This window comes from Streptomyces alboniger (assembly GCF_008704395.1).
GTDB lineage: Bacteria > Actinomycetota > Actinomycetes > Streptomycetales > Streptomycetaceae > Streptomyces > Streptomyces alboniger.
On the sequence record NZ_CP023695.1, the window covers coordinates 4,844,034 to 4,863,763 of the forward strand.

A 19,730-nucleotide genomic window follows, 5' to 3' on the forward strand; every position below is an offset into this window, starting at 1 on the left:
GTCACTCGGGGCGTGGACGAGGGCGAGCCGCTGGCGGGAACGCGGTCGCCGCGACCCGCTGGGCCGTCTCCCGGAGCCAGATGTGGGCCGCGTCGTGCGTGTGCGCGGGGTGCCACCACAGGGCCTCTTGCACGGGTACGGCTTCGTAGGGGCACTCCATGACGCGTACGGGAGCCACACCGCGCAGCCGGTCGGCGAGCCGTTCCTGGATGAGGGCGACGCGGCGGGTTCCGGCGACGAGCGAGGGCAGCGCGAGGAAGCCGTCCACGGACACCTCCGTCCTGGCTTCGATGCCCAGCATGCCGAGCTGGCGGACCGCGGGCGCGTCGTACGTGCGCTGGTAGGTGACCCACGGCAAGCGGCGCAGGTCGTCGAGCGTGAGGCGTTCGCCCACGTCGGGATGGTCGGCGGAGACGAGGACGACCCAGCGGTCGCGGTACAGGTCGACCGAGGGAAAGCCGCGGATGACGCCGTGCGGCAGGAGGACCCCGTCGACCGTGCTCAGCAGCGTCCCGGTGTTCTCGGTGACGTCCGCGGGCGGCTGCCGGAAGCGCAGACGGATGCCCGGAGCCTCGGCGTGGACCGTGCGGGCCAGTTCGGCGCCGAAGACGGCCACCGCGTAGTCGGAGGCGACGAGGGTGAACGTGTGGGCTTCCAGGGCCGGGTCGAAGTCGGCCTGGCTGGTGAAGACGCGCTCCAGCACATCGCAGGCGGTGGCGCTGCGGTCCAGGAGGACCTGGCCCAGGGCGGTCAGTTCGTACCGGCTGCCCACGCGGGAGAGCAGGTCGTCGTCGAAGTGGCGGCGCAGCCGGGCCAGGGCGGCGCTCATGGCGGGCTGGCTGAGCCCGACGCGCAGCCCGGCGCGCGTGACGTTGCGCTCCTCCAGGAGGGCTTGCAGAGCGGTGACGAGGTTCAGGTCCAGGCTGGCCAGGTTCATGGTGCGTCCCCAGGCGCGATGACCGCGCGTCATTCACGGTATGGATGAAAGGCATCCAACGAATCTATTTCCCTTATCGGTTGGGCCCGGGCCAGATTAGACCTCTCGCGATCGGGAGGACATCTTCGTGGAACCCGCAGCAGGCGTGAACGGCACTCGCACCCGCGCCCGTACCCATGCCCGTACCGTCCTGGTCGTCGGCGGTGGCACCTCCGGGAGCGCGTTGGCCGTCCTGCTCAGGGGCGCCGGTGTCGCCGTCGACCTCGTCGAGGCCAAGGCCGACTGGAACGCCACGACAGGCTCCGGCATCACCCTTCAGGGCAACGCCCTGCGCGTCCTGCGCGAGATCGGCGTCTGGGAGCAGGTGAGCGCCCAGGGCTTCAGCGGCGACGGCGTCACCGTCGTCGCCCCCGACGGCACCGAGCTCTTCACGAAGAAGGACGCGCGCACCGGCGGCGACGACCTCCCGGCGATGGTCGGCATGCGGCGTCCCGCGCTCCAGGGGATCCTCATGCGCGCCGTACGGGCCTCGGGCACCCGGGTCCGGCTCGGCTGCACCATCGAGACGTTGACGCAGGACGCCACGGGTGTCGACGTCTCCTTCACGGACGGCACGTCGAGCCGGTACGACCTGGTGGTGGCCGCCGACGGGCTGAACTCCCGCACGCGCGGTCTCATCGGTGTCACCGACGGGCCGGTCCCGACCGGCATGGCGATCTGGCGGGCCCCCGCGCCCCGGCCGGCCGGTGTCACCCGCGCCCATCTCGCCTACGGCGGCCCCGCCTACATCGCCGGGTTCTGCCCCACCAGCGACACCACCGTCTACGCCTTCCTCGTCGAACGGAACCGCGACCGGGCCTCCATCGACCCGGCGTCGTACGCCGCGCGGATGCGGCACCTCGCCGAGGGCTACGGCGGCTTCTGGAACGAGATCCGGGCGTCCCTCACCGACCCGGCGCAGGTCAACTACACCTGGTTCGACCGGCATCTGGTGGAAGGCGCCTGGCACCGCGGCCGGGTCGTGCTCGTCGGCGACGCCGCCCACGGCTGCCCGCCCACCCTCGCCCAGGGCGCGGCCATGTCACTGGAGGACGCGTCCGTTCTCGCCGAACTGCTCAGCCCGGACGACGCCTGGGGCGCCTCCCTGGAGAGCACGCTCACCGCCTACCGCGACCGTCGCATGCCGCGCGTGCGGATGGTCGTCGACGCCTCCGTGCAGATCGGCCGCTGGCAGCTCGACGGGGCACGCGACGCGGACGTACCCGGGCTGATGGGCCGCACCCTGGAGGTGCTGAAGGAACTCCCGTGACCACCGGTCCGACCCGCGGCACGACCTCCGACCCGCGGCACGACCGGGGCCGCCACCCCCCACAGGAGAGGCCCCGGCCGGCACACGGTACGAACCGGCGTGCGGTCCGTACTCCCTTCAGCGCCGCGCGTGCGTTTTCTGTCACACCGCGTTCTGTCACCCGCTAGTTGCACGTTGTACAAACATGGACGTAGGGCCTGACAAGGCCGTAGCGTGCTGGTTCGCGCCGGGGCCGGGCGCAGATCTCCGAGTGGCAGGATTGAGAGAGTGCTGGGGGACGACGCGGAGCTGACCGCCGCGGTGCTTGCGGCACAGGACGGGGACGAGAGCGCGTTCCGGACTGTGTACCGCGCTGTGCACCCGCGGCTGTTGGGATACGTACGCACGCTGGTCGCCGACGCGGACGCGGAGGACGTCGCCTCCGAGGCCTGGCTCCAGATAGCGCGCGACCTGGACCGGTTCAGTGGCGACGCGGACCGCTTCCGGGGCTGGGCCGCGCGCATCGCGCGCAACCGCGCCCTGGATCACATACGCATGCGGGGCCGCCGCCCGGCGATAGGCGGCGACGAGACCGAGCTGACCGGCAGGCCCGCCGACGCGGACACCGCGGGCGAGGCGATGGAGTCCCTGGCCACCGGCGACGCCCTGGCGCTGATAGCGAAGCTCCCGCAGGACCAGGCCGAGGCCGTGGTCCTCAGAGTCGTCGTGGGCCTGGACGCCAAGAGCGCGGCGCAGACCCTCGGCAAGCGTCCGGGAGCCGTCCGCACGGCGGCGCACCGCGGCCTGAAGCGGCTCGCCGAGCTGCTCGGCGCGGACCCCGCGGACCCCGCGCAAGCACTCGGCGCGGTGCCCCCTCAGAGAGAGCCGCGCGGCCGCGCGGTGACGTCCGCCGGTGTGACGCAATCGCGTACGCGGACGCAGAAGGACATGTGATGGCCGACGAGCAGGACAAGTGGCTGGACCGCGACACGGCGGAGCGTCTGCTGCGCGGGGAGCCCCTCGAAGGCGTCGACCCTCACGCACGCGCGCAGGCCGACCGGCTCGCCCAGGCGCTCGGCGCGCTGGCCGCCACGGACGGGCCGACGGCGCCCGGCGAAGCCGGTGCCGCCGCGGGGGAACTCCCGGGCGAGGCCGCCGCGCTGGCCGCGTTCCGCGCCGCACGGGCGGAGTCGGCACGGGAGGAGTCCGTACGGGCCGGCGCCGCGCGGGGCGGCCACCGCTCGGCCGCGTACGCGACGTCCGCCCATGAGGCCGCCGCGGCCGAAACCGTACGCCTGAGCCGTGCCGCCGACCGGCCCCGGCCGAGCCGTTGGGGCAAGCCGGTGCGCTTCGGACTCGCCGCGGCGCTCGCGGGCTGCATGATCGGCGGCGTCGCCGTTGCCGCGTCGTCGGGGGTGCTGCCCTCGCCGTTCGGCGGACACGGCGGACACGGCGAGCCGGGCCCGGTCGCGTCCGCGTCGTCCGTCGCCACCCCCGAGGAGCCGCGGACCTCCCCGTCGGGCCGGACGGAGGAGCCCTCCGAGAACCTGGTGCCTGACGACACCACGCCGCCCGACGACGGACCCACCCGTGAGCCGGAGTCCCGTACGCCCCCCGAGGCGGAGGCCGACGGCGGCCACTCCGACGGGGTCACGCGGCGGCCCGGCCCCGACGCGACGCTGCCGCGCACGGACGGCAAGGACTGGTACCGCACGGTGCTGACCGCCTGCCGCGCCTACCGCAGCGGCGATCTCCAGGGCGCCAAGCGGCGCCACCTCGAAGAGGCCGCCAGGGGTTCGGCCCGGGTGGAGGAGTTCTGCGGCCGGGTCCTCGGCGGCACGGGCGGCGGCGGCCAGGGCAACGGCAGCGGCCACGGCAATGGCGGCGGCTCCGGTGGTGGTGACCACCACGGCGACGGCGACGGCGGTGGCGAGAACGGCTCGGGCGGCGACACCGGCGGCGCCCCCGTCCCGCCCCCCGGCCTCCCCGGCCCGACCCCGACGGGTTCGTACAGCGCCCTGCCGACACTGCCCCACCACTAGGGCCTGCCCGCAAAGTCCCGCCTGCGCGGCCACGCCCTAGGGTTCCGAAAAGATTCCGCCGCGAGGTGTGACGTTTTTTGAAGCCGCGACGCAGTAAGAAATGAGCCGACTGGTCATCGGCCCACGCACGAGCCGGGGGTTCCCCCCGTACCTTCGGCTCCGTGCCCTCGGCGTGGGCGGGATACGTTCCCCCGATCCCGCCCACGCCGCTTTATCGCGGGGCCCTGGGACCTGGGTCCGGGGCCCTCACTTGTAGATGACGACCCGGTCGCCCTTCCGTACCTGGGCGAAGAGACTCGCGATCTTCTTCTCGTCCCGTACGTTCACACAGCCGTGCGACCCGCCTGCGTACCCCCTTGCCGCGAAGTCCGCCGAGTAGTGCACCGCCTGGCCGCCGCTGAAGAACATCGCGTACGGCATGGGGGTGTCGTAGAGCGTCGAGACGTGGTGCCGGGACTTCCAGTACACGCGGAAGGTGCCCTCGCGCGTCGGCGTGTACTGCGAGCCGAAGCGCACGTCCATCGTCGATACGGCCTTGCCGTCGACCATCCACGTGAGCGTCCGGCTGCTCTTGGCGAGGCACAGGACCCGCCCGGTCAGGCACCGCTTGTCCGGCGCGGCCGGCGGCATCCCGCCGCCCGCGTACAGCTCGTACCGCGTCGGCTCGCGCGTCATGGCCAGCAGCCGCTGCCAGGTGACGGTGTCCGTCCTGCCGGTGCGGGGCAGGCCGCGCTTGGCCTGGAACCCCTCGACCGCGCTGACCGTGGACGCGCCGTACGTCCCCGAGGGGTACTCGAAGAACCAGGCGATCTGCCGGAGCCTGGCCTGGAGCTCCCGCACCTGCCCGCCGCGCTCGCCCTCCCGCATGAGGGTCCTGGGCACGGGCGCCGCGCCGGGCGCGGCCGGCGCGGCGGAGGCGCTGGGCTTTCCGTCCCCGTCCGCCGTTCCGCCCGCCGTCCCGCCCCTCGGCCCCTCCTCAACCGGCCGCCCGCCATCCGTGTCGACCGCCACCGCCTTGCACCCCGCGACCAGCGCGAGCACCGTCACGGCACCCACCGACAGCGCGCCCCTGCCCGTCACACTCCTGCCCGTCACACCCCTGCCCATCACGCCCCCATGCCCCTGGACATCACTTCTGGAAGTGTTTCCCGGTTTGCCGCGCGTGACGCGTCCCGCGGGTGGGCGCAAGCTGGTGCCATGACACACGAGTCGGAGTCAGGACTGCCCATCGAGCCCGTGTACGGCCCCGAGGCCCTGGAGGGCTGGGACCCCGCGCAGAAGCTCGGCGCCCCCGGCGCGTACCCGTACACGCGCGGTGTCTACCCGACGATGTACACCGGCCGCCCCTGGACGATGCGCCAGTACGCGGGCTTCGGCACCGCCGCGGAGTCCAACGCCCGCTACCGGCAGCTGATCGAGCACGGCACGACCGGCCTGTCGGTCGCCTTCGACCTGCCGACCCAGATGGGCCACGACTCCGACGCGCCCCTCGCGCACGGCGAGGTCGGCAAGGTCGGGGTCGCGATCGACTCCGTCGAGGACATGCGGGTGCTGTTCGACGGCATCCCGCTGGACAAGGTCTCGACGTCGATGACGATCAACTCACCCGCCGCACTGCTGCTCCTCATGTACCAACTGGTAGCCGAGGAACAGGGAATCGACGCGAGCCGCCTCACCGGGACGATCCAGAACGACGTGCTGAAGGAGTACATCGCGCGCGGCACGTACATCTTCCCGCCCCAGCCCTCCCTGCGCCTGATCGCGGACATCTTCCAGTACTGCAAGGCCGAGATCCCGCGGTGGAACACCATTTCGATCTCCGGCTACCACATGGCGGAGGCGGGAGCCTCGCCCGCGCAGGAGATCGCCTTCACCCTCGCCGACGGCATCGAGTACGTCCGTACGGCGGTCGCGGCGGGCATGGACGTGGACGACTTCGCGCCGCGCCTGTCCTTCTTCTTCGTGGCGCGTACGACGATCCTGGAGGAGGTCGCCAAGTTCCGTGCCGCCAGGCGCATTTGGGCTCGCGTCATGCGGGAGGAGTTCGGTGCGCGGAACCCGAAGTCGCTGATGCTGCGCTTCCACACGCAGACGGCGGGCGTCCAGCTCACCGCCCAGCAGCCCGAGGTGAACCTGGTCAGGGTCGCCGTCCAGGGCCTCGGCGCGGTCCTCGGCGGCACCCAGTCGCTGCACACCAACTCCTTCGACGAGGCGATCGCGCTCCCCACCGACAAGTCGGCCCGGCTGGCGCTGCGCACCCAGCAGGTCCTCGCGTACGAGACGGACGTGACCGCGACCGTGGACCCCTTCGCCGGGTCGTACGTCGTGGAGAGCATGACGGACGACGTGGAGGCGGCGGCGCTCCGGCTGATGGAGCGCGTCGAGGACCTGGGCGGGGCGGTGCACGCCATCGAGCGGGGCTTCCAGAAGGGCGAGATCGAACGCAACGCCTACCGCATCGCGCGGGAGACGGACAGCGGCGAGCGGGTCGTCGTCGGCGTCAACCGTTTCCGGCTCGACGAGGAGGAGCCGTACGAGCCGCTGCGCGTGGACCCGGCCATCGAGGCCGGGCAGGCCGCCCGCCTCGCCCGCCTGCGCGCGGACCGCGACCAGCGGGCGGTGGACACGGCCCTCGCGGCCCTGAAGGAGGCGGCGAAGGGTGACGCGAACGTCCTCTACCCGATGAAGGACGCCCTGCGGGCGCGGGCGACGGTGGGCGAGGTGTGCGGGGCGCTGCGGGAGGTGTGGGGCGCGTACGTCCCGGTCGACGCGTTCTGACCCCTGTACAGGACACGTCGACCGGGGGGCCCGGCCCGCCCGGCCACCCGGGCCGGCCGGGCGGCTCAGTGGTGCCAGGCGGTGCCCCCCACGTTGTGGATCATCCGCTGGAGGACCTTCAGCGTCCGGACGTACTCCTCGTCCGTGACGCCCTCGCGGATCTCCGCGAGGATCGACCGCTGCCGCTCGGCGACGCGGTCCCGCAGCTCGCGCCCCGCGTCGGTGAGGGCGATGCGGCCCGCGGCGTCCTCGGTGACCAGGCCGCGGTCGTGCAGGGCGGCGATGTTGTGCAGCAGGGCGCCCTCGCCGGTTTCGAGATACCCCTTGAGGACCGCCACGACCTCGTCGCGGTCGCGGCCCTCCGGCGGCGTGTCCAGGAGCTGGTTGAGGATCCACCACTGGGGCTGGGTGAGGCCGAGTTCGGCGAGGGCGGTGCGGATGTGGTTGACCACGGCGGCGCCCGCGGCCGAACTCCAGTATCCGATGGGCTGGTTGAGCAGGTCGGCGTCGCTGTGTGAGTACGCGAAGGTCGTCATGGAGGTGAAGGTAGAACCTCAAGTCGACTTGAGGTCAAGGACCCCTTTTACGCCCTCGGGGTGCCGAGGCCCTTGCGGATCGCCGGGGTGAGCCGTTCCTCCACGCACCGGTTCAGGAGCCACGCCAGGGCCAGCATCGCGGCGATCGTCAGGGCGAAGGCCGGTGACGCCGGCAGACCGAAGACCTGGTGCAACGCCCGGACGACGACCCAGCCCAGGTGCTCGTGCACCAGGTAGAAGGGGTACGTGAGGGCTCCCGCCACCGTCAGCCGGTGCCAGTTCAGCCGGTCCAGGTGGCCGAGCGCGATCAGCAGCACCGCCGCGAAGCCCGCCGTGACGATCGCGATGATCACGAGCGAGGAGCGGTGCGAGAAGGAGGCCGGGTCCGGCTCGTGCCACAGCTGGGTGACCGCGTAATGCTGGCCGGTCAGCCAGCTGACGCCCACGATGCCCCACGCGGTGAGGTCGCGGCGGTCGCGGTGGACGAGGTAGATGCCGATGCCGCCGATGAAGTAGGGCGCGAACTGCGGCATGAGGACGAGGTCGAGCAACGGCTCGTTCGCGGCCTCGGAGACCGCTGCCGCCAGGGTCCACACCGCGCAGAACAGGATCACGCGGGCGCGGGTCGCGCCCGGCAGTACGACACAGAGCGCGAAGAGCGCGTAGAAGCGCAGCTCGGCCCAGAGGGTCCAGCACACGCCGAGGACCCGGTCCGCGCCCAGCGGCTGCTGGAGCATGGTGAGGTTCACCAGCACGTCGCTGGGCGAGACCGCCTCGTACGCCACGACGGGCAGCGCGAAGACCGCCGTCACCAGGAGGACCGCCGCCCAGTAGGAGGGCAGCAGGCGGGCGGCGCGGGAGGCGAAGAAGGAGCGCAGAGGTCTGCCCCAGCCGCTCATGCAGATGACGAAGCCGCTGATCACGAAGAAGATCTGGACGCCGAGACAGCCGTACGCGAACCACGCGTGGGCGGTGGGGAACTGAAGCCTGGGGGAGCTGCCCCAGGCCTCGGATATCTCGCCGTCACGCCCGCCGTAGTGGTAGGCGGCGACCATGAGCGCGGCGATCAGCCGCAGCCCGTCCAGGGCGCGCAGCCGGGGCTTCGCCCGCGCGCGCACGACGGTGGGCGCGGGCGTGCCGGTGCGCGCTCCCGGTGCCGCCCTGGGGAGCGTGGGTGCGGGGGCGGTCATCCGAGGGCGGTCCGCTTGATGGAGCGCTGCACCGAACGGGCCCGGCGCGCCACGCGCCGCACCGCCGCGTTGCGCGGGATGAACGCCAGCTGCGAGGGCAGTGCCCCGGGCAGGGCGAGCGCGGTGAGGCGGCGCCGCTTGAAGTAGCGCCAGGTGTCCGGGCCGAGGTTCCGCGCGAGATAGCGCTCGGCGTCGGGGCGCAGGCCGGGGTAGATCTGCGGCTGCATCGCGAAGCCGACGGCCTTGAGGAGGTTCGTCAGCTCGCCGGTGCCGAGGGCCGCCCGCCGCTCGGTGACCGCCGCCCGGTCCGTCAGCTCGGGCAGCAGCGCGTCGACGATGGTGACGGGGACGCGATTGCTGTTCTGGTAGGGCGCGAGGCGCTCCAGGAGGAGGTCCGTGCCGGTGCGGGCGACGGGCAGGCCGTAGAGCGCGGACGCCGTGAGCAGCGCTGTGGAGAAGCAGCCGATCACGAGCGTGGGGCGCATCCGCTGGTAGAGCACCTCGGCGAGGACGGGGGAGTCGAGTACCGTCAGCTCGACCCCGATCGCCCGCGCCTCCTTCTCCAGGATGCGCGACCAGCGGGCGGGTGCGGTGGGGTGGGGCTTGAACACCACCTGGGTGTGACCCAGTTCGGCGGCGCCGCGCACCATGCGGACGTGCAGCTCCTCCTCTTCCTCGGGGGTGAGGATGTTCAGGGCGGAGAGGTACTGGCCGAGGACGAGGGCGGGCGCCTCGATGTCGGGCAAGCCGGCACTGTCCGCGCCGGGTTCACCGAGTTCACCGAGGACTTTCACGAACGCTTCGGTCGGCACGATCTCCGGCTCGACGCCGAACTCGGTGAGCAGGAGCGGGGTGAGGCCCGGCACCAGGTCCAGGTGGAGCAGGCGCCGCACGCGCGTGCCGACCAGTGGGTCGATCTTGTTGCGGGTGGGGCCGTAGCTCATCAGGCCGTCGGCGTAGACGTCCACGGGGGCGCCGGTGAAGATCTGGGTGAGGGCGAGCGCCGGGTTCACCTGGATCGACTCGACGGCCAGCTCGACCCGGTCGTCGCCGAGGTCCCAGAGCATCCGCACGTACCGCTCCCACAGCACGACGTCGTCGCCGCGCGGGGCCCAACCGCCCGGGTGGAAGGGGGAGATGGCCTCGTTCCAGGAGCGTACGTCGTCGAACCGGCCGCGCAGCCGCGCGAATCCCGGCATCTCGTCGAGCGGGGTCGTCGTCTCCGGGATCGCCGCGTTGTTGCTGACCAGCAGGACACGGCGGTCGGCGGGCCCGAACCGGCCGGCGTCCAGGGCGGCGGCGAGCGTCGCGACGCCGTACAGCGTGGACGCCAGAAAGATCTGGGTCGGCATTACGCGGCCACCTCCGCCGAGACGGGCCGACGGCGCAGCCTGCGCAGCCGGGTCGCCCGCTGGAGGTCCATGGAGTCGAGGGCTTCGTCCAGAACGCCCTGCGGCATCCGCTTCAGCGCGGCCGCACTCATTGACTTCAATTTGCGCGCCACGGATGGCTCGAACCTTTCGATGGATCCCAAATGGTGGGAGATGATCGCACAATAAGTGCGCACGGCCTTCGGCAGGAGTTTTTCGGCATCCCGGTCCGACGCGGTTTCCCGTATCACCTGGTCAAATGCCTTGATGAAATCGAGTTGGCGCACGTCGCCGATCTGGGTGAGCGACGAGGCGACCCCGCGCCGGTAGAAAACCCCGAGCAGACCGACGGCGGCGAAGGATTCCGCCTCCCGGTGCAGCCGCCAGATCCAGGGCCGGTCCTCCGCGGTGCGCAGGCCGTCGGTGAAGTGCAGCAGGCCCGCGTCGGCGAGCCGGCGGTGGTAGATGCCGGCCCAGGCGTACGCGTAGTCGACGGACGTCGACCGGTCGGCGGGGAGTATCACCTCGCGCGGGCTCATCACGACGCCGCGCCTGCCGTGCGGGACGCGGTGGACCGAACGGGCCCGCGCGGTGCACTGCACATGGTCGGTACGGACGAAGTCGCACCCCAACTCCTCGATGGAGGAAAGCAGTTGCTCGTAATAGCCGGGGGCGAGCCAGTCGTCACCGTCCAGGAAGGTGAGGTACTCGCCGCGCGCCGCGTCGAGGCCCGTGTTGCGGGCGGTCGCGAGCCCGCCGTTCCTCTCATGTCTGAGGTGGACGGCGCCCGGCAGCTCGCGCGCCGCTCGCTCCAGGATGTCCGGAGTCCCGTCGCGCGAACAGTCGTCGACGAGAATGAATTCGAAGTCGTCGCGCGTGTTCGCGCGCAGACTCCTCAGGGTGTCGGGCGCGTATTGCTGCACGTTGTAGAACGGCACGATGACGGAGAGCTTAACCACGTGGGTGACGTTAGGTGTCGGCCCGTCATTCGTGTCGACCCGCAGTGGGATGCCAGGTGAACGACGCGTGGCGGAATGGTTAACCAGGCTGCCGAGGCGCCCATTCCCGGGCTGATTCGCCATTCGTCGGCGTGCTGTTAACCGTTTGTTGCACCTGAGTTGGGCCGCGAATCGAAATGGCTTCCTAGCGTCTGGGGCGTGCCAGCAAGTAACCGAAACCCGCTGCGGGTGGCCGTACTCGCCGATTCCGATACGCGATGGAAATGGGGCGCTCTCACCGCGAACCGCATCGTATCGGACAGTCGGCCCGAGTCCGACGGCCATCGGCTCAGCGGATTCCTGCTCCGCGGCCGGGCCACCCCGACGCCCCGGCAGCTCGAAGAGGTGGGGGTGCGCGCGGACAGCCTGCGCGAGGTCACCGCCGTCGAGTTCCTGCGCGAGATGGAGCGGGACGCGCCCGACGTGATCGTGCTCGCCCTGGTGGGCGGGGCGGTCCAGGCGGTGCTGCACGGACTCGCCCGCCTCACCGAGGACGCCCGCCTCACCGGCACCGCGCCGAAGCGCCCCGTCGTCGTCACCGGCTACGTCGGCGTCGTCTACGAGAAGCTCGCCGACGGCCTCCTCCTGCGGCACGGCGCCGACGTCGTCCTCGCCAACTCCCGCCAGGACGCGGAACGTTTCCGCGCGGTGTACGAGGGGGTGGGCGCCGACGCCTCGTCGGTCACGGAGGCCGCGCTGCCCTTCCTCGGCGGCGCGCCCTACGCCGGGCACGACCCGTACACGGTCGTCTTCGCCGCCCAGCCCTCCGTACCGGACAGCGCCGCGCACCGCACGTACCTGCTGCGCCGCCTCGCCGACCACGCCCGGCTGCACCCCGACCGTGAGGTCCTGCTCAAGCTGCGCAGCAAGCCCGGCGAGCACACCACACACATCGAGGAGTTGCCCTACCAGAAGCTGGCGCAGCGGCTGGAGGGCGGCCTGCCCGCCAACTGCCGCCTCGTCTACGGCCACATGGGCGAGGTCCTCGACCGCACCGACCTGCTGGTCACCGTCAGCTCCACGGCCGCCCTGGAGTCGCTGCACCGCCGCATCCCCACCGCGGTCCTCACCGACCTCGGGGTGCGCGAGGCGCTCGGCAACCACCACTTCACCGGCTCCGGGTGCCTCGCCTCCTGGGACCAACTGGACGCGGGCCACCTGCCCGTGCCCGACGAGCGCTGGCTGGCCCGGCAGGGCGTCGCCGCCGACGGGGCGTACGAGCGGGCCTTCGACGCGGCACGGGAGAAGGTCACCGGCCTCCTCGCCGACGCCGCGGCCGGCCGCATCCCGCCCCTGAAGCCCTACTACAGCCTCACCACCGCCCGCGGCTATCTGCCCGGCATCCTCGCCCGCCACCACCTCGGCCCCGACGGCTCCCCGCTGCCGGGCGCCCCGGCGGCCGACAGGGACCCGGGCCCCGTACGGCAGATCGTGCGCCGCGCCGCCCGCGGGGCCTACCGCCACGGGGTGCAGCGCGTGGCCCCCGTCATCCGGCGGATGGGCGAGCTGTGAACTCCCACGACCTCCCACCCTCAGGAGCCCCCATGTCCCACCCCGGCCCAGCGAGTGCGCAGGCCCGCCGCGTCCTCGCCGTCATCCCCGCCCGCGGCGGCTCCAAGGGTGTGCCCGCCAAGAACCTCGCCCCGGTCGGCGGCGTGCCGCTGGTGGGCCGCGCCATCCGCGCGTGCCTGGCCGCACGGCTCGTCACGGACGTCGTGGTCTCCACGGACGACCACGTGATCGCCGAGGCCGCCCGCGCCGCCGGCGCCGAGGTGGTACTGCGCCCCGCCGCCATCGCAGGGGACACCGCGACCAGCGAGGCCGCCGTCCTGCACGCGATGGACGCCCACGAGGCCCTGCACGGCACCCGCGTCGACGTCGTCCTGCTCGTGCAGTGCACCAGCCCCTTCCTGACCCACGAGGACATCGACGGGGTGGCCGCCGCCGTCGTCGAGAACGGCGCCGACACGGCCGTCACCGTCGCCCCCTTCCACGGCTTCATCTGGCGCGACGCGGCCGACGACGCCGACGGCCCCGCCGACGTGCCCGCCCAGCGCACCGACTCCCTGGGCGGCACGGCGACCCTGGCCAACTCCATCCGCACCCGCGGCGGTTACGGCGTCAACCACGACAAGTCCTTCCGCCCGCGCCGCCAGGACCGCCCCCAGGACCTCCTGGAGACCGGCGCCGCCTACGCCATGGACGCGGCGGGCTTCCGTGACCACAAGCACCGCTTCTTCGGCCACACCGAGCCGGTCCGCACCGACCCGGCCCGCGTCCTGGAGGTCGACGACCCGCACGACCTCGCCCGCGCCCGCGCACTGGCCCCGCTCTTCGACGCGGACCACGCGCAGGCGCTTCCGACCGCCGCCGACATCGACGCGGTCGTCCTCGACTTCGACGGCACCCAGACCGACGACAGGGTGCTGATCGACTCCGAGGGACGGGAATTCGTCTCCGTGCACCGCGGCGACGGCCTCGGCATCGCGGCCCTGCGCAAGAGCGGCCTGCACATGCTGATCCTGTCCACGGAACAGAACCCGGTCGTCGCCGCGCGCGCAAGGAAGCTCAAGCTTCCGGTCCTGCACGGCATCGACCGGAAAGACCTCGCACTGAAGCAGTGGTGCGAGGAGCAGGGCATCGCGCCCGAGCGCGTGCTCTACGTCGGCAACGACGTCAACGACCTCCCGTGCTTCGCCCTCGTGGGCTGGCCCGTGGCGGTCGGCAGCGCCCACGACGTCGTGCGCGGCGCGGCCCGCGCGGTCACCACCCTCCCCGGCGGTGAAGGCGCGATCCGAGAGATCGCCACCTGGATCCTCGGCCCCTCTCTCGACTCCCTCCACAGTTAAGGAACGTTCCTGCCATGAGCTCCCTCACCTCCGTCACACCCATCGGCGCCAACTCCCGTCTGCGTCAGTTCGGTTCGAAGACGGCAGGGCCCGGCCGGCCCGTCTACATCACCGGCGAGATCGGCATCAACCACAACGGTGACCTGGAGAACGCGTTCAAGCTGATCGACGTGGCCGCCGAGGCCGGGTGCGACGCGGTCAAGTTCCAAAAGCGCACCCCGGAGATCTGCACGCCGCGCGACCAGTGGGACATCGAGCGCGACACCCCCTGGGGCCGCATGACGTACATCGACTACCGCCACCGCGTGGAGTTCGGTGAGTCCGAGTACCAGGCGATCAGCGAGCACTGCGCCAAGCGCGGCATCGACTGGTTCGCCTCCCCGTGGGACACCGAGGCCGTCGCCTTCCTGGAGAAGTTCGACCTGCCCGCCCACAAGGTCGCCTCCGCCTCCCTCACGGACGACGAGCTGCTGCGCGCCCTGCGCGCCACCGGCCGCACGATCATCCTCTCCACCGGCATGTCGACGCCGAAGCAGATCCGCCACGCCGTCGAGGTCCTCGGCTCCGACAACATCCTGCTCTGCCACGCCACGTCGACGTACCCGGCCAAGGCCGAGGAGCTGAACCTGCGCGTGATCAACACCCTCCAGCAGGAGTACCCGAACGTCCCGATCGGCTACTCCGGCCACGAGACGGGCCTCCAGACGACGCTGGCCGCCGTCGCCCTCGGCGCCACGTTCGTCGAGCGCCACATCACCCTCGACCGCGCCATGTGGGGCTCCGACCAGGCCGCCTCCGTGGAGCCGCAGGGCCTGACCCGCCTGGTCCGCGACATCCGCACCATCGAGGCCTCCCTCGGCGACGGCGTCAAGAAGGTGTACGAGTCGGAGCTGGGCCCGATGAAGAAGCTGCGCCGCGTCGCGGGCGTCGTGGCGGAGTCGGAGACCACCGGCGCCGAGCCGGTCGCGGTCTGAGCGCCCACAGGTTACCGGGATACGGACGAGACGACGATGAGTCCCCGAGCCGCCGGCGCCACCGCCCCCTCCACGCTCGCCTTCGTGGAGAGCCCTGTTCAGCTGCTGAACGTACTGGAGTGGGCGCACGCGGCGGCCGCGACCGGCCCGGCCGGGGGGCTCACCGTCGTCGTCCTCTCGCCCAACGACCCCATGACCCGGGGTCAGTTGCGCCGCATGGCGCAGCTCGCCCGCGACGAGGGCGTCGAGGTCCGCTGGGAGGAGGCGCGCGGCGGCGCGAGCGCCCCCTTCCAGACGATCGGCGGCCTGGCGGGCGCGCTGCGCAAGGCGGACCGGGTCGTCATAGGAGACCCGTTCTCCCGCTACGTACAGCTCCTGCTGACCATCACCCGCGCCCGCTCGCTGGTGGTGGTCGACGACGGCACGGCGACCATGGAGTTCATCTCCCAGCTGGCCCGCGGTGAGCGCCTTGTGCGCTGGCACCGCAAGGGCGGCCGCCCCGGGCCCCGCGACCTGGTCTTCGCGCCGGTCTCGGCCTCGGCCCGGCGGCGCCTCACCCCCGGCGGGGCGCGCACGGTGGAGGTCTTCTCCTCCATGCCGATCGACCAGGCGCCGCCCGGCGTCACCCTCACCGTCAACGCCTTCGCCTGGACCAGAGAGCGCTTCGGCCCGCCCCGCATCACGCGCGGCGCCGACCTGGTCGGCACGTCCCTCGTCGAGACGGGCGTGGTGGACCTCGACCGCTATGTGGAAGCGGTCCGCGCCCTCTCCCTGACCCACGGGGCCACGCGCTACTTCGCCCACCGCCGCGAGAGTTCCGACAAGCTGCACCGGCTCGCGGTGGAGACGGGCCTCCAGGTGGTGCGCCCCGACCTCCCCCTGGAGCTGATCGCCCGCCGCGGCCCCATCAGCCGTACGATCCTCAGCTTCCCCTCCACGGTCGTCCACACCCTGCCCCTGGCCCTGGCGGGCACGGACGTGAAGGTGGCGGTCTGCGACATCGACCCGGCGTGGCTCACGCAGAACGCCTCGCCGCGCGCGCAGGGCTTCCTGTCCGGAGTGACGGGGACGGCGCGGGACGTGCACCGGCTGACGTCCGTCATCACCTCGGCGGGCGGCCCGCGGGGCGTGGGGTCACCGGCGCCGGGGTGAGGAGGCGCCTCAGGCGCTGAACCGTGCCACGTACCGCCGCTGCCAGGGTGTCTCCACCGCGTGCCGGTCGTAGTGCGCCCGTACGAAGGCGACGGCCTCCGCGGCGGGCACCCCGTCCAGGACGGCGATACAGGCGAGGGCGGTCCCGGTCCGCCCCCGTCCGCCCCCGCAGGCCACCTCGACACGCTCCTCGGCGGCCCGCTCCCACGCCTCGCGCAGCACCTCCCGCGCCAGCGCGCGATCACCCGGCAGCCGGAAGTCGGGCCAGGCCAGCCACTTCGCCTCCCAGGGGACTTCGGGCGGTTGCTTGCCGAGGAGGTAGACGCCGAGATCGGGCACGTCACCGTCGGGAAGCGGGCGCCGAAGCCCCCGCCCCCGGACGAGCCGTCCGGAGGGCAACCGCAGGACTCCGACGCCGTCGGCCTTCCACGTATCCGTCTTCGCGCTGCCGGTCATGCCCGCAGACTAGGCGCCACCACCGGCTCGGGCAGCGCACTTCGCTTCATCCGCAGCCCGAAGGCGCTGATCACCGCGGCCAGCAGGGCGGCGGCCAGCGGGACCCACAGGGCCGCTCGGTAGCCGTCGAGCACGGCCGCCGGTGAACCGGACGCCGTCGCCGCGACGTTGACCGCCGTGACCGCCGAGAGGCCGAGCGCCGCGCCGAACTGGAAGGACGTGTAGAGCAGCGCCCCGGCCAGACCCTGCTCCTCCTCGGCGACGCCCTCGGTGGCGACGATGGTGAGCGGGCCGTACGCCAGCGAGAACGCGAGGCCGACGACGACCAGGCTCGGGAGCATCATCGCGTACGTCCAGTCGGCGGCGACCGGCAGGAACAGGGCGTAGGCGAGCGCGGCGAGGAGCAGTCCGCCGAAGATCACCCGGGCGTTGCCGAAGCGGTTCACCAGCCTGGGGGTGAGGAGGGGGGAGAGGATCGCGTCGATGCCCATGACCAGCATCGCGAAACTGGTCCGGAGCGTCGACCACTCCCGCAGCTCCTGGAGGTAGAGCACCACCAGGAACTGGAAACCGAAGAAGCCCGCGGCGAAGAGCAGCGCGGAGAGGTTGGCGCGCACGAGGCCGCCGCTCCGCAGGATGCCGAGCCGCACCAGCGGGGCCGGCGAGCGCCGCTCGACCGCGACGAACGCGGCGACGAGGAGGAGACCGGCGCCGATCGTGGCCGCCGTCCAGGCGGCTGGGGTGTGCGCGGCGCGCTCCACGCCGAGGACGAGCAGCACGATGGCGGAGGTGATGGTCAATCCGCCCGCCAGATCGAACCCCTGTCCGGCCACCCGCTCGGGACGCGCCGACTTCGGTACGAAGGCGAGGGCCGCCAGGAGGATCACCGCGGAGAGCACGACCGGCGCGAAGAACACCCAGCGCCAGCCGGCCGAGGTCAGCAGCCCGCCGACGACGAGCCCGACCGAGAAGCCGCCGGCGGAGGTACCGGAGTAGAAGAGCAGGGCCTTGCTGCGCTGCGGCCCCTCCGCGAACCCGGTGGTGATGATCGAGAGCCCGGCGGGCGTCATGAAGGCGGCGGCGACCCCGGTGACGAAGCGCGCCACGATCAGCGTCCAGCCCTCGGTGGCGAACCCGCCGAGCCCGGAGAAGACGAGGAAGACGGAGAGCCAGAACACGAACATCCGGCGGCGCCCGAAGAGGTCGGCGGCGCGCCCGCCGAGCAGCATGAAGCCGCCGTACCCGAGGACGTACGCGCTCATCACCCACTGCAAGGAGCCCGTGGACAGGCCGAGGTCGGCGCGGATGGAGGGCAGGGCGACGTTGAGCATCGCGATGTCGACGCCCTCCAGGAAGATCGCCCCGCACAGGACGAGGAGGACGCCCCATTGGCGGCGGGTCCAGCCGGTGGCCGGCCGTTCTTCGGTGGATCTCGGGGCACTGGCACTCATGACGTCTCAACTCTCCCGCTACTGGCAGCTGTTGTTGTCTGCTCAATCACCCTCGGCCGGGCGGGGAAGAGGAACAACGGCGAAGATCGCAACGTTCGTTCAAGCAGGCTGAACGATCCGACCTACCCGGGGGCACCGATGCCGATCGAGCGTGACGAACTGGAGTGCTTCCTCCTCCTCGCCGAGGAGCTGCACTTCGGCCGCACCGCCGAGCGGATGAGGCTCTCCAAGGCCCGCGTGAGCCAGCTCGTCCAGCGGCTCGAACGCCGCGTGGGCGCCCCGCTGTTCACCCGCACCAGCCGCCGCGTCGCCCTCACCTCGATCGGCCGGCAGCTGCGCGCCGACCTGGCACCCCACCACCGCGCCATCGAGGAGGGCCTGGACCGGGCGGCGGCCACCGCGCGCGGCATCGAGGGCGTACTGCACGTCGGCTTCTCCAACCCGCTCACCGGCGAGATCGTGATGAAGGCGACGGAGGCGCTGCGCGTCAGCCACCCCGGCCTCGCCGTGGAGGTGTGCGAAGTGCCGCTCGGCGATCCGTACGGGCAGCTACGCAGAGGCGAGTTCGACGTGCAGCTCACCGAGCTTCCCGTACGGGAGGAGGACCTCGGCATCGGGCCCCAGCTGTTCGCCGAGGACCGCGTCCTCGCCCTGCCCGCCACCCACCCGCTGGCCGCCCGGGACACGGTGACCCTGGAGGACCTCGCCGCCGTGACCCTCCTCACCCTCGCGGGCGAGGTCCCCGACTACTGGCTGGAGCACCACGTCCCCGCCCGCACCCCGAGCGGCCGCCCGATCGAGCGGGGCCCCGGGGTGGTCAACATGCAGGAGGGCCTGATCCTGGTGGCGGCGGGCAAGGGCGCGTTCCTCGCCCCCGCCCACACGGCCACGTACTACGCCCGGCCGGGGGTCGCGTACGTCCCCTTCGCGGACGCGGAGCCGACGGGCTACGGCCTGGTGTGGCGGCTCGGCCACGACACGGGGGTGGTGGCGGCCTTCGCGCGGACGGCGCGGGAGGTCACCGGCTGAGGGCGCGGAGGGCTCCCTCTGAGGGCGCGTACGAGGAGGGCGAGGAGGTCGGGGGAGGAGTGCTCCCTCCCCCGTCCGGCGGAGCCCGCCGCCACCGGACGCGCCCCCACGACGACGCGCCCCCCACCGCCGCCGCGCCAGCATCACCCCATGCTGAGAATCACCGCACTCCCCGACGTCCCCCGCTGGGCCGCCCTCGCCGCCCACGCCGTGCCGTGGACCACCCTGCCCTCCGGGCTGTGGCGGGTCGCCCTGGTAGCCGGGCTCCCCGTCGCCGCGCAGGAGCAGCACGGTGCGGGAGAGGCCGTGTACATCCTGCTGCTCAGCCTCGTCTCCGAGGGGCTCGCGCTGCTCACGCTCGGGCTGGTGCGCCAGTGGGGTGAGGTGGTGCCCGGGTGGGTACCCGTGCTCGGCGGTCGGCAGGTGCGGCCGCTCGCCGCCGTCGTACCGGCCCTGCTGGGCGCCGCCGGGCTCTTCGGGCTCATGGGCTGGGCCTTCTACGCACAGATCGCCGGATTGGGGGCCGAAGCGGGTGTGACGGACAGTACAGCGCAAACCGCCCTGCTCGTGTTTTGCTATGTACCGCTGATCGCCTGGCCGCCCCTGCTGACAGCGGTCGCCCTCGCCTACTACAGGCGCCGGACGGCTTACGCATCCCCCGTGGCGGCGTGAATGTTTAC

Annotated in this window: 18 protein-coding genes; 10 read left to right on the forward strand and 8 right to left on the reverse strand. The window is 72.4% G+C overall.

The features are described 5' to 3' along the window. Position 1 precedes the first annotated feature (1 nt). Complete coding sequence (locus tag CP975_RS21750; RefSeq protein ID WP_055536064.1) at positions 2-937, reverse strand: LysR family transcriptional regulator; 936 nt, start codon at positions 935-937, stop codon at positions 2-4. Between the two features lie 127 nt (positions 938-1,064). Between CP975_RS21750 and CP975_RS21755 the strand changes: the two genes are divergently transcribed. From CP975_RS21755 to CP975_RS21765, 3 genes are all read left to right on the forward strand, one after another. After that, the gene (locus tag CP975_RS21755; protein ID WP_246201587.1) at positions 1,065-2,246 is read left to right on the forward strand and encodes an FAD-dependent oxidoreductase; all 1,182 of its coding nucleotides are present in this window, start codon (positions 1,065-1,067) and stop codon (positions 2,244-2,246) included. Between the two features lie 267 nt (positions 2,247-2,513). Then, positions 2,514-3,179: an RNA polymerase sigma factor gene (locus CP975_RS21760; RefSeq protein WP_055536062.1), complete on the forward strand. Its 666-nt coding sequence runs from the start codon at positions 2,514-2,516 to the stop codon at positions 3,177-3,179. After that, positions 3,179-4,267 (forward strand): hypothetical protein, encoded by a 1,089-nt coding sequence (locus CP975_RS21765; protein WP_150477249.1) that lies wholly within the window; start codon positions 3,179-3,181, stop codon positions 4,265-4,267. The genes CP975_RS21760 and CP975_RS21765 overlap by 1 nt, the downstream gene beginning before the upstream one ends. Positions 4,268-4,513: 246 nt before the next feature. On the opposite strand, the gene CP975_RS21770 is transcribed toward CP975_RS21765, so the two are convergent. Beyond that, positions 4,514-5,374, reverse strand: a complete 861-nt coding sequence (locus CP975_RS21770; RefSeq protein WP_150477250.1) for a L,D-transpeptidase family protein — start codon at positions 5,372-5,374, stop codon at positions 4,514-4,516. Between the two features lie 90 nt (positions 5,375-5,464). On the opposite strand from CP975_RS21770, the gene CP975_RS21775 reads away from it, so the two are divergent. Next, positions 5,465-7,045 (forward strand): acyl-CoA mutase large subunit family protein, encoded by a 1,581-nt coding sequence (locus CP975_RS21775; RefSeq protein WP_150477251.1) that lies wholly within the window; start codon positions 5,465-5,467, stop codon positions 7,043-7,045. A 65-nt stretch (positions 7,046-7,110) separates the two neighbouring features. Here CP975_RS21775 and CP975_RS21780 read toward each other — a convergent pair whose 3' ends face one another. The 4 genes from CP975_RS21780 to CP975_RS21795 are packed head-to-tail and all read right to left on the reverse strand — an operon-like array spanning position 7,111 to position 11,100. Continuing rightward, positions 7,111-7,581, reverse strand: coding sequence for a MarR family winged helix-turn-helix transcriptional regulator (locus CP975_RS21780; RefSeq protein ID WP_055531075.1), 471 nt, complete (start codon positions 7,579-7,581; stop codon positions 7,111-7,113). Between the two features lie 47 nt (positions 7,582-7,628). After that, positions 7,629-8,771 carry an acyltransferase family protein gene (locus tag CP975_RS21785; protein ID WP_055531073.1) on the reverse strand — a complete coding sequence of 381 codons (1,143 nt, stop codon included), beginning with the start codon at positions 8,769-8,771 and terminating at the stop codon, positions 7,629-7,631. Further along, the gene (locus CP975_RS21790) at positions 8,768-10,123 is read right to left on the reverse strand and encodes an alpha-2,8-polysialyltransferase family protein (protein ID WP_055531071.1); all 1,356 of its coding nucleotides are present in this window, start codon (positions 10,121-10,123) and stop codon (positions 8,768-8,770) included. Before CP975_RS21790 ends, CP975_RS21785 begins: the two co-directional genes overlap by 4 nt. Then, complete coding sequence (locus CP975_RS21795; RefSeq protein ID WP_055531069.1) at positions 10,123-11,100, reverse strand: glycosyltransferase family 2 protein; 978 nt, start codon at positions 11,098-11,100, stop codon at positions 10,123-10,125. Before CP975_RS21795 ends, CP975_RS21790 begins: the two co-directional genes overlap by 1 nt. 198 nt (positions 11,101-11,298) lie before the next feature. Here CP975_RS21795 and CP975_RS21800 point away from each other — a divergent pair, with 198 nt between their 5' ends. The 4 genes from CP975_RS21800 to CP975_RS21815 are packed head-to-tail and all read left to right on the forward strand — an operon-like array spanning position 11,299 to position 16,114. Then, positions 11,299-12,651, forward strand: a complete 1,353-nt coding sequence (locus tag CP975_RS21800; RefSeq protein WP_055531067.1) for a DUF6716 putative glycosyltransferase — start codon at positions 11,299-11,301, stop codon at positions 12,649-12,651. Positions 12,652-12,683: 32 nt separating this feature from the next. Continuing rightward, on the forward strand, positions 12,684-13,988 hold the full coding sequence (locus tag CP975_RS21805) for an N-acylneuraminate cytidylyltransferase (protein WP_055531065.1): 1,305 nt from the start codon (positions 12,684-12,686) through the stop codon (positions 13,986-13,988). 14 nt (positions 13,989-14,002) lie between these two features. Continuing rightward, a complete protein-coding gene (locus CP975_RS21810; RefSeq protein WP_055531063.1) occupies positions 14,003-14,962 on the forward strand; it encodes an N-acetylneuraminate synthase family protein in 960 nt (319 codons plus the stop codon). Positions 14,963-14,998: 36 nt separating this feature from the next. Continuing rightward, a complete protein-coding gene (locus CP975_RS21815; protein WP_055531062.1) occupies positions 14,999-16,114 on the forward strand; it encodes a hypothetical protein in 1,116 nt (371 codons plus the stop codon). Positions 16,115-16,123: 9 nt separating this feature from the next. Here the strand turns inward: CP975_RS21815 and CP975_RS21820 are convergent, their stop codons facing one another. Then, entirely contained in the window at positions 16,124-16,570 is a 447-nt protein-coding gene (locus CP975_RS21820) for a protein-tyrosine phosphatase family protein (RefSeq protein ID WP_055531060.1), read from the reverse strand. Then, a complete protein-coding gene (locus CP975_RS21825; protein ID WP_055531058.1) occupies positions 16,567-18,021 on the reverse strand; it encodes an MFS transporter in 1,455 nt (484 codons plus the stop codon). The genes CP975_RS21820 and CP975_RS21825 overlap by 4 nt, the downstream gene beginning before the upstream one ends. Positions 18,022-18,159: 138 nt before the next feature. Here CP975_RS21825 and CP975_RS21830 point away from each other — a divergent pair, with 138 nt between their 5' ends. Then, on the forward strand, positions 18,160-19,050 hold the full coding sequence (locus CP975_RS21830; protein ID WP_246201588.1) for a LysR family transcriptional regulator: 891 nt from the start codon (positions 18,160-18,162) through the stop codon (positions 19,048-19,050). Between the two features lie 150 nt (positions 19,051-19,200). Further along, a complete protein-coding gene (locus tag CP975_RS21835) occupies positions 19,201-19,722 on the forward strand; it encodes a hypothetical protein (RefSeq protein WP_055531056.1) in 522 nt (173 codons plus the stop codon). Positions 19,723-19,730: the final 8 nt, after the last annotated feature.

Bases quoted from the DNA above. Each gene is read 5' to 3' on its own strand.
- CP975_RS21750 (WP_055536064.1), bottom strand. From the start codon at position 937: ATGAACCTGGCCAGCCTGGACCTGAACCTCGTCACCGCTCTGCAAGCC.
- CP975_RS21765 (WP_150477249.1), top strand. From the start codon at position 3,179: ATGGCCGACGAGCAGGACAAGTGGCTGGACCGCGACACGGCGGAGCGT.
- CP975_RS21770 (WP_150477250.1), bottom strand. From the start codon at position 5,374: ATGGGCAGGGGTGTGACGGGCAGGAGTGTGACGGGCAGGGGCGCGCTG.
- CP975_RS21775 (WP_150477251.1), top strand. From the start codon at position 5,465: ATGACACACGAGTCGGAGTCAGGACTGCCCATCGAGCCCGTGTACGGC.
- CP975_RS21780 (WP_055531075.1), bottom strand. From the start codon at position 7,581: ATGACGACCTTCGCGTACTCACACAGCGACGCCGACCTGCTCAACCAG.
- CP975_RS21785 (WP_055531073.1), bottom strand. From the start codon at position 8,771: ATGACCGCCCCCGCACCCACGCTCCCCAGGGCGGCACCGGGAGCGCGC.
- CP975_RS21790 (WP_055531071.1), bottom strand. From the start codon at position 10,123: ATGCCGACCCAGATCTTTCTGGCGTCCACGCTGTACGGCGTCGCGACG.
- CP975_RS21805 (WP_055531065.1), top strand. From the start codon at position 12,684: ATGTCCCACCCCGGCCCAGCGAGTGCGCAGGCCCGCCGCGTCCTCGCC.
- CP975_RS21810 (WP_055531063.1), top strand. From the start codon at position 14,003: ATGAGCTCCCTCACCTCCGTCACACCCATCGGCGCCAACTCCCGTCTG.
- CP975_RS21815 (WP_055531062.1), top strand. From the start codon at position 14,999: ATGAGTCCCCGAGCCGCCGGCGCCACCGCCCCCTCCACGCTCGCCTTC.
- CP975_RS21820 (WP_055531060.1), bottom strand. From the start codon at position 16,570: ATGACCGGCAGCGCGAAGACGGATACGTGGAAGGCCGACGGCGTCGGA.
- CP975_RS21825 (WP_055531058.1), bottom strand. From the start codon at position 18,021: ATGAGTGCCAGTGCCCCGAGATCCACCGAAGAACGGCCGGCCACCGGC.
- CP975_RS21830 (WP_246201588.1), top strand. From the start codon at position 18,160: ATGCCGATCGAGCGTGACGAACTGGAGTGCTTCCTCCTCCTCGCCGAG.
- CP975_RS21835 (WP_055531056.1), top strand. From the start codon at position 19,201: ATGCTGAGAATCACCGCACTCCCCGACGTCCCCCGCTGGGCCGCCCTC.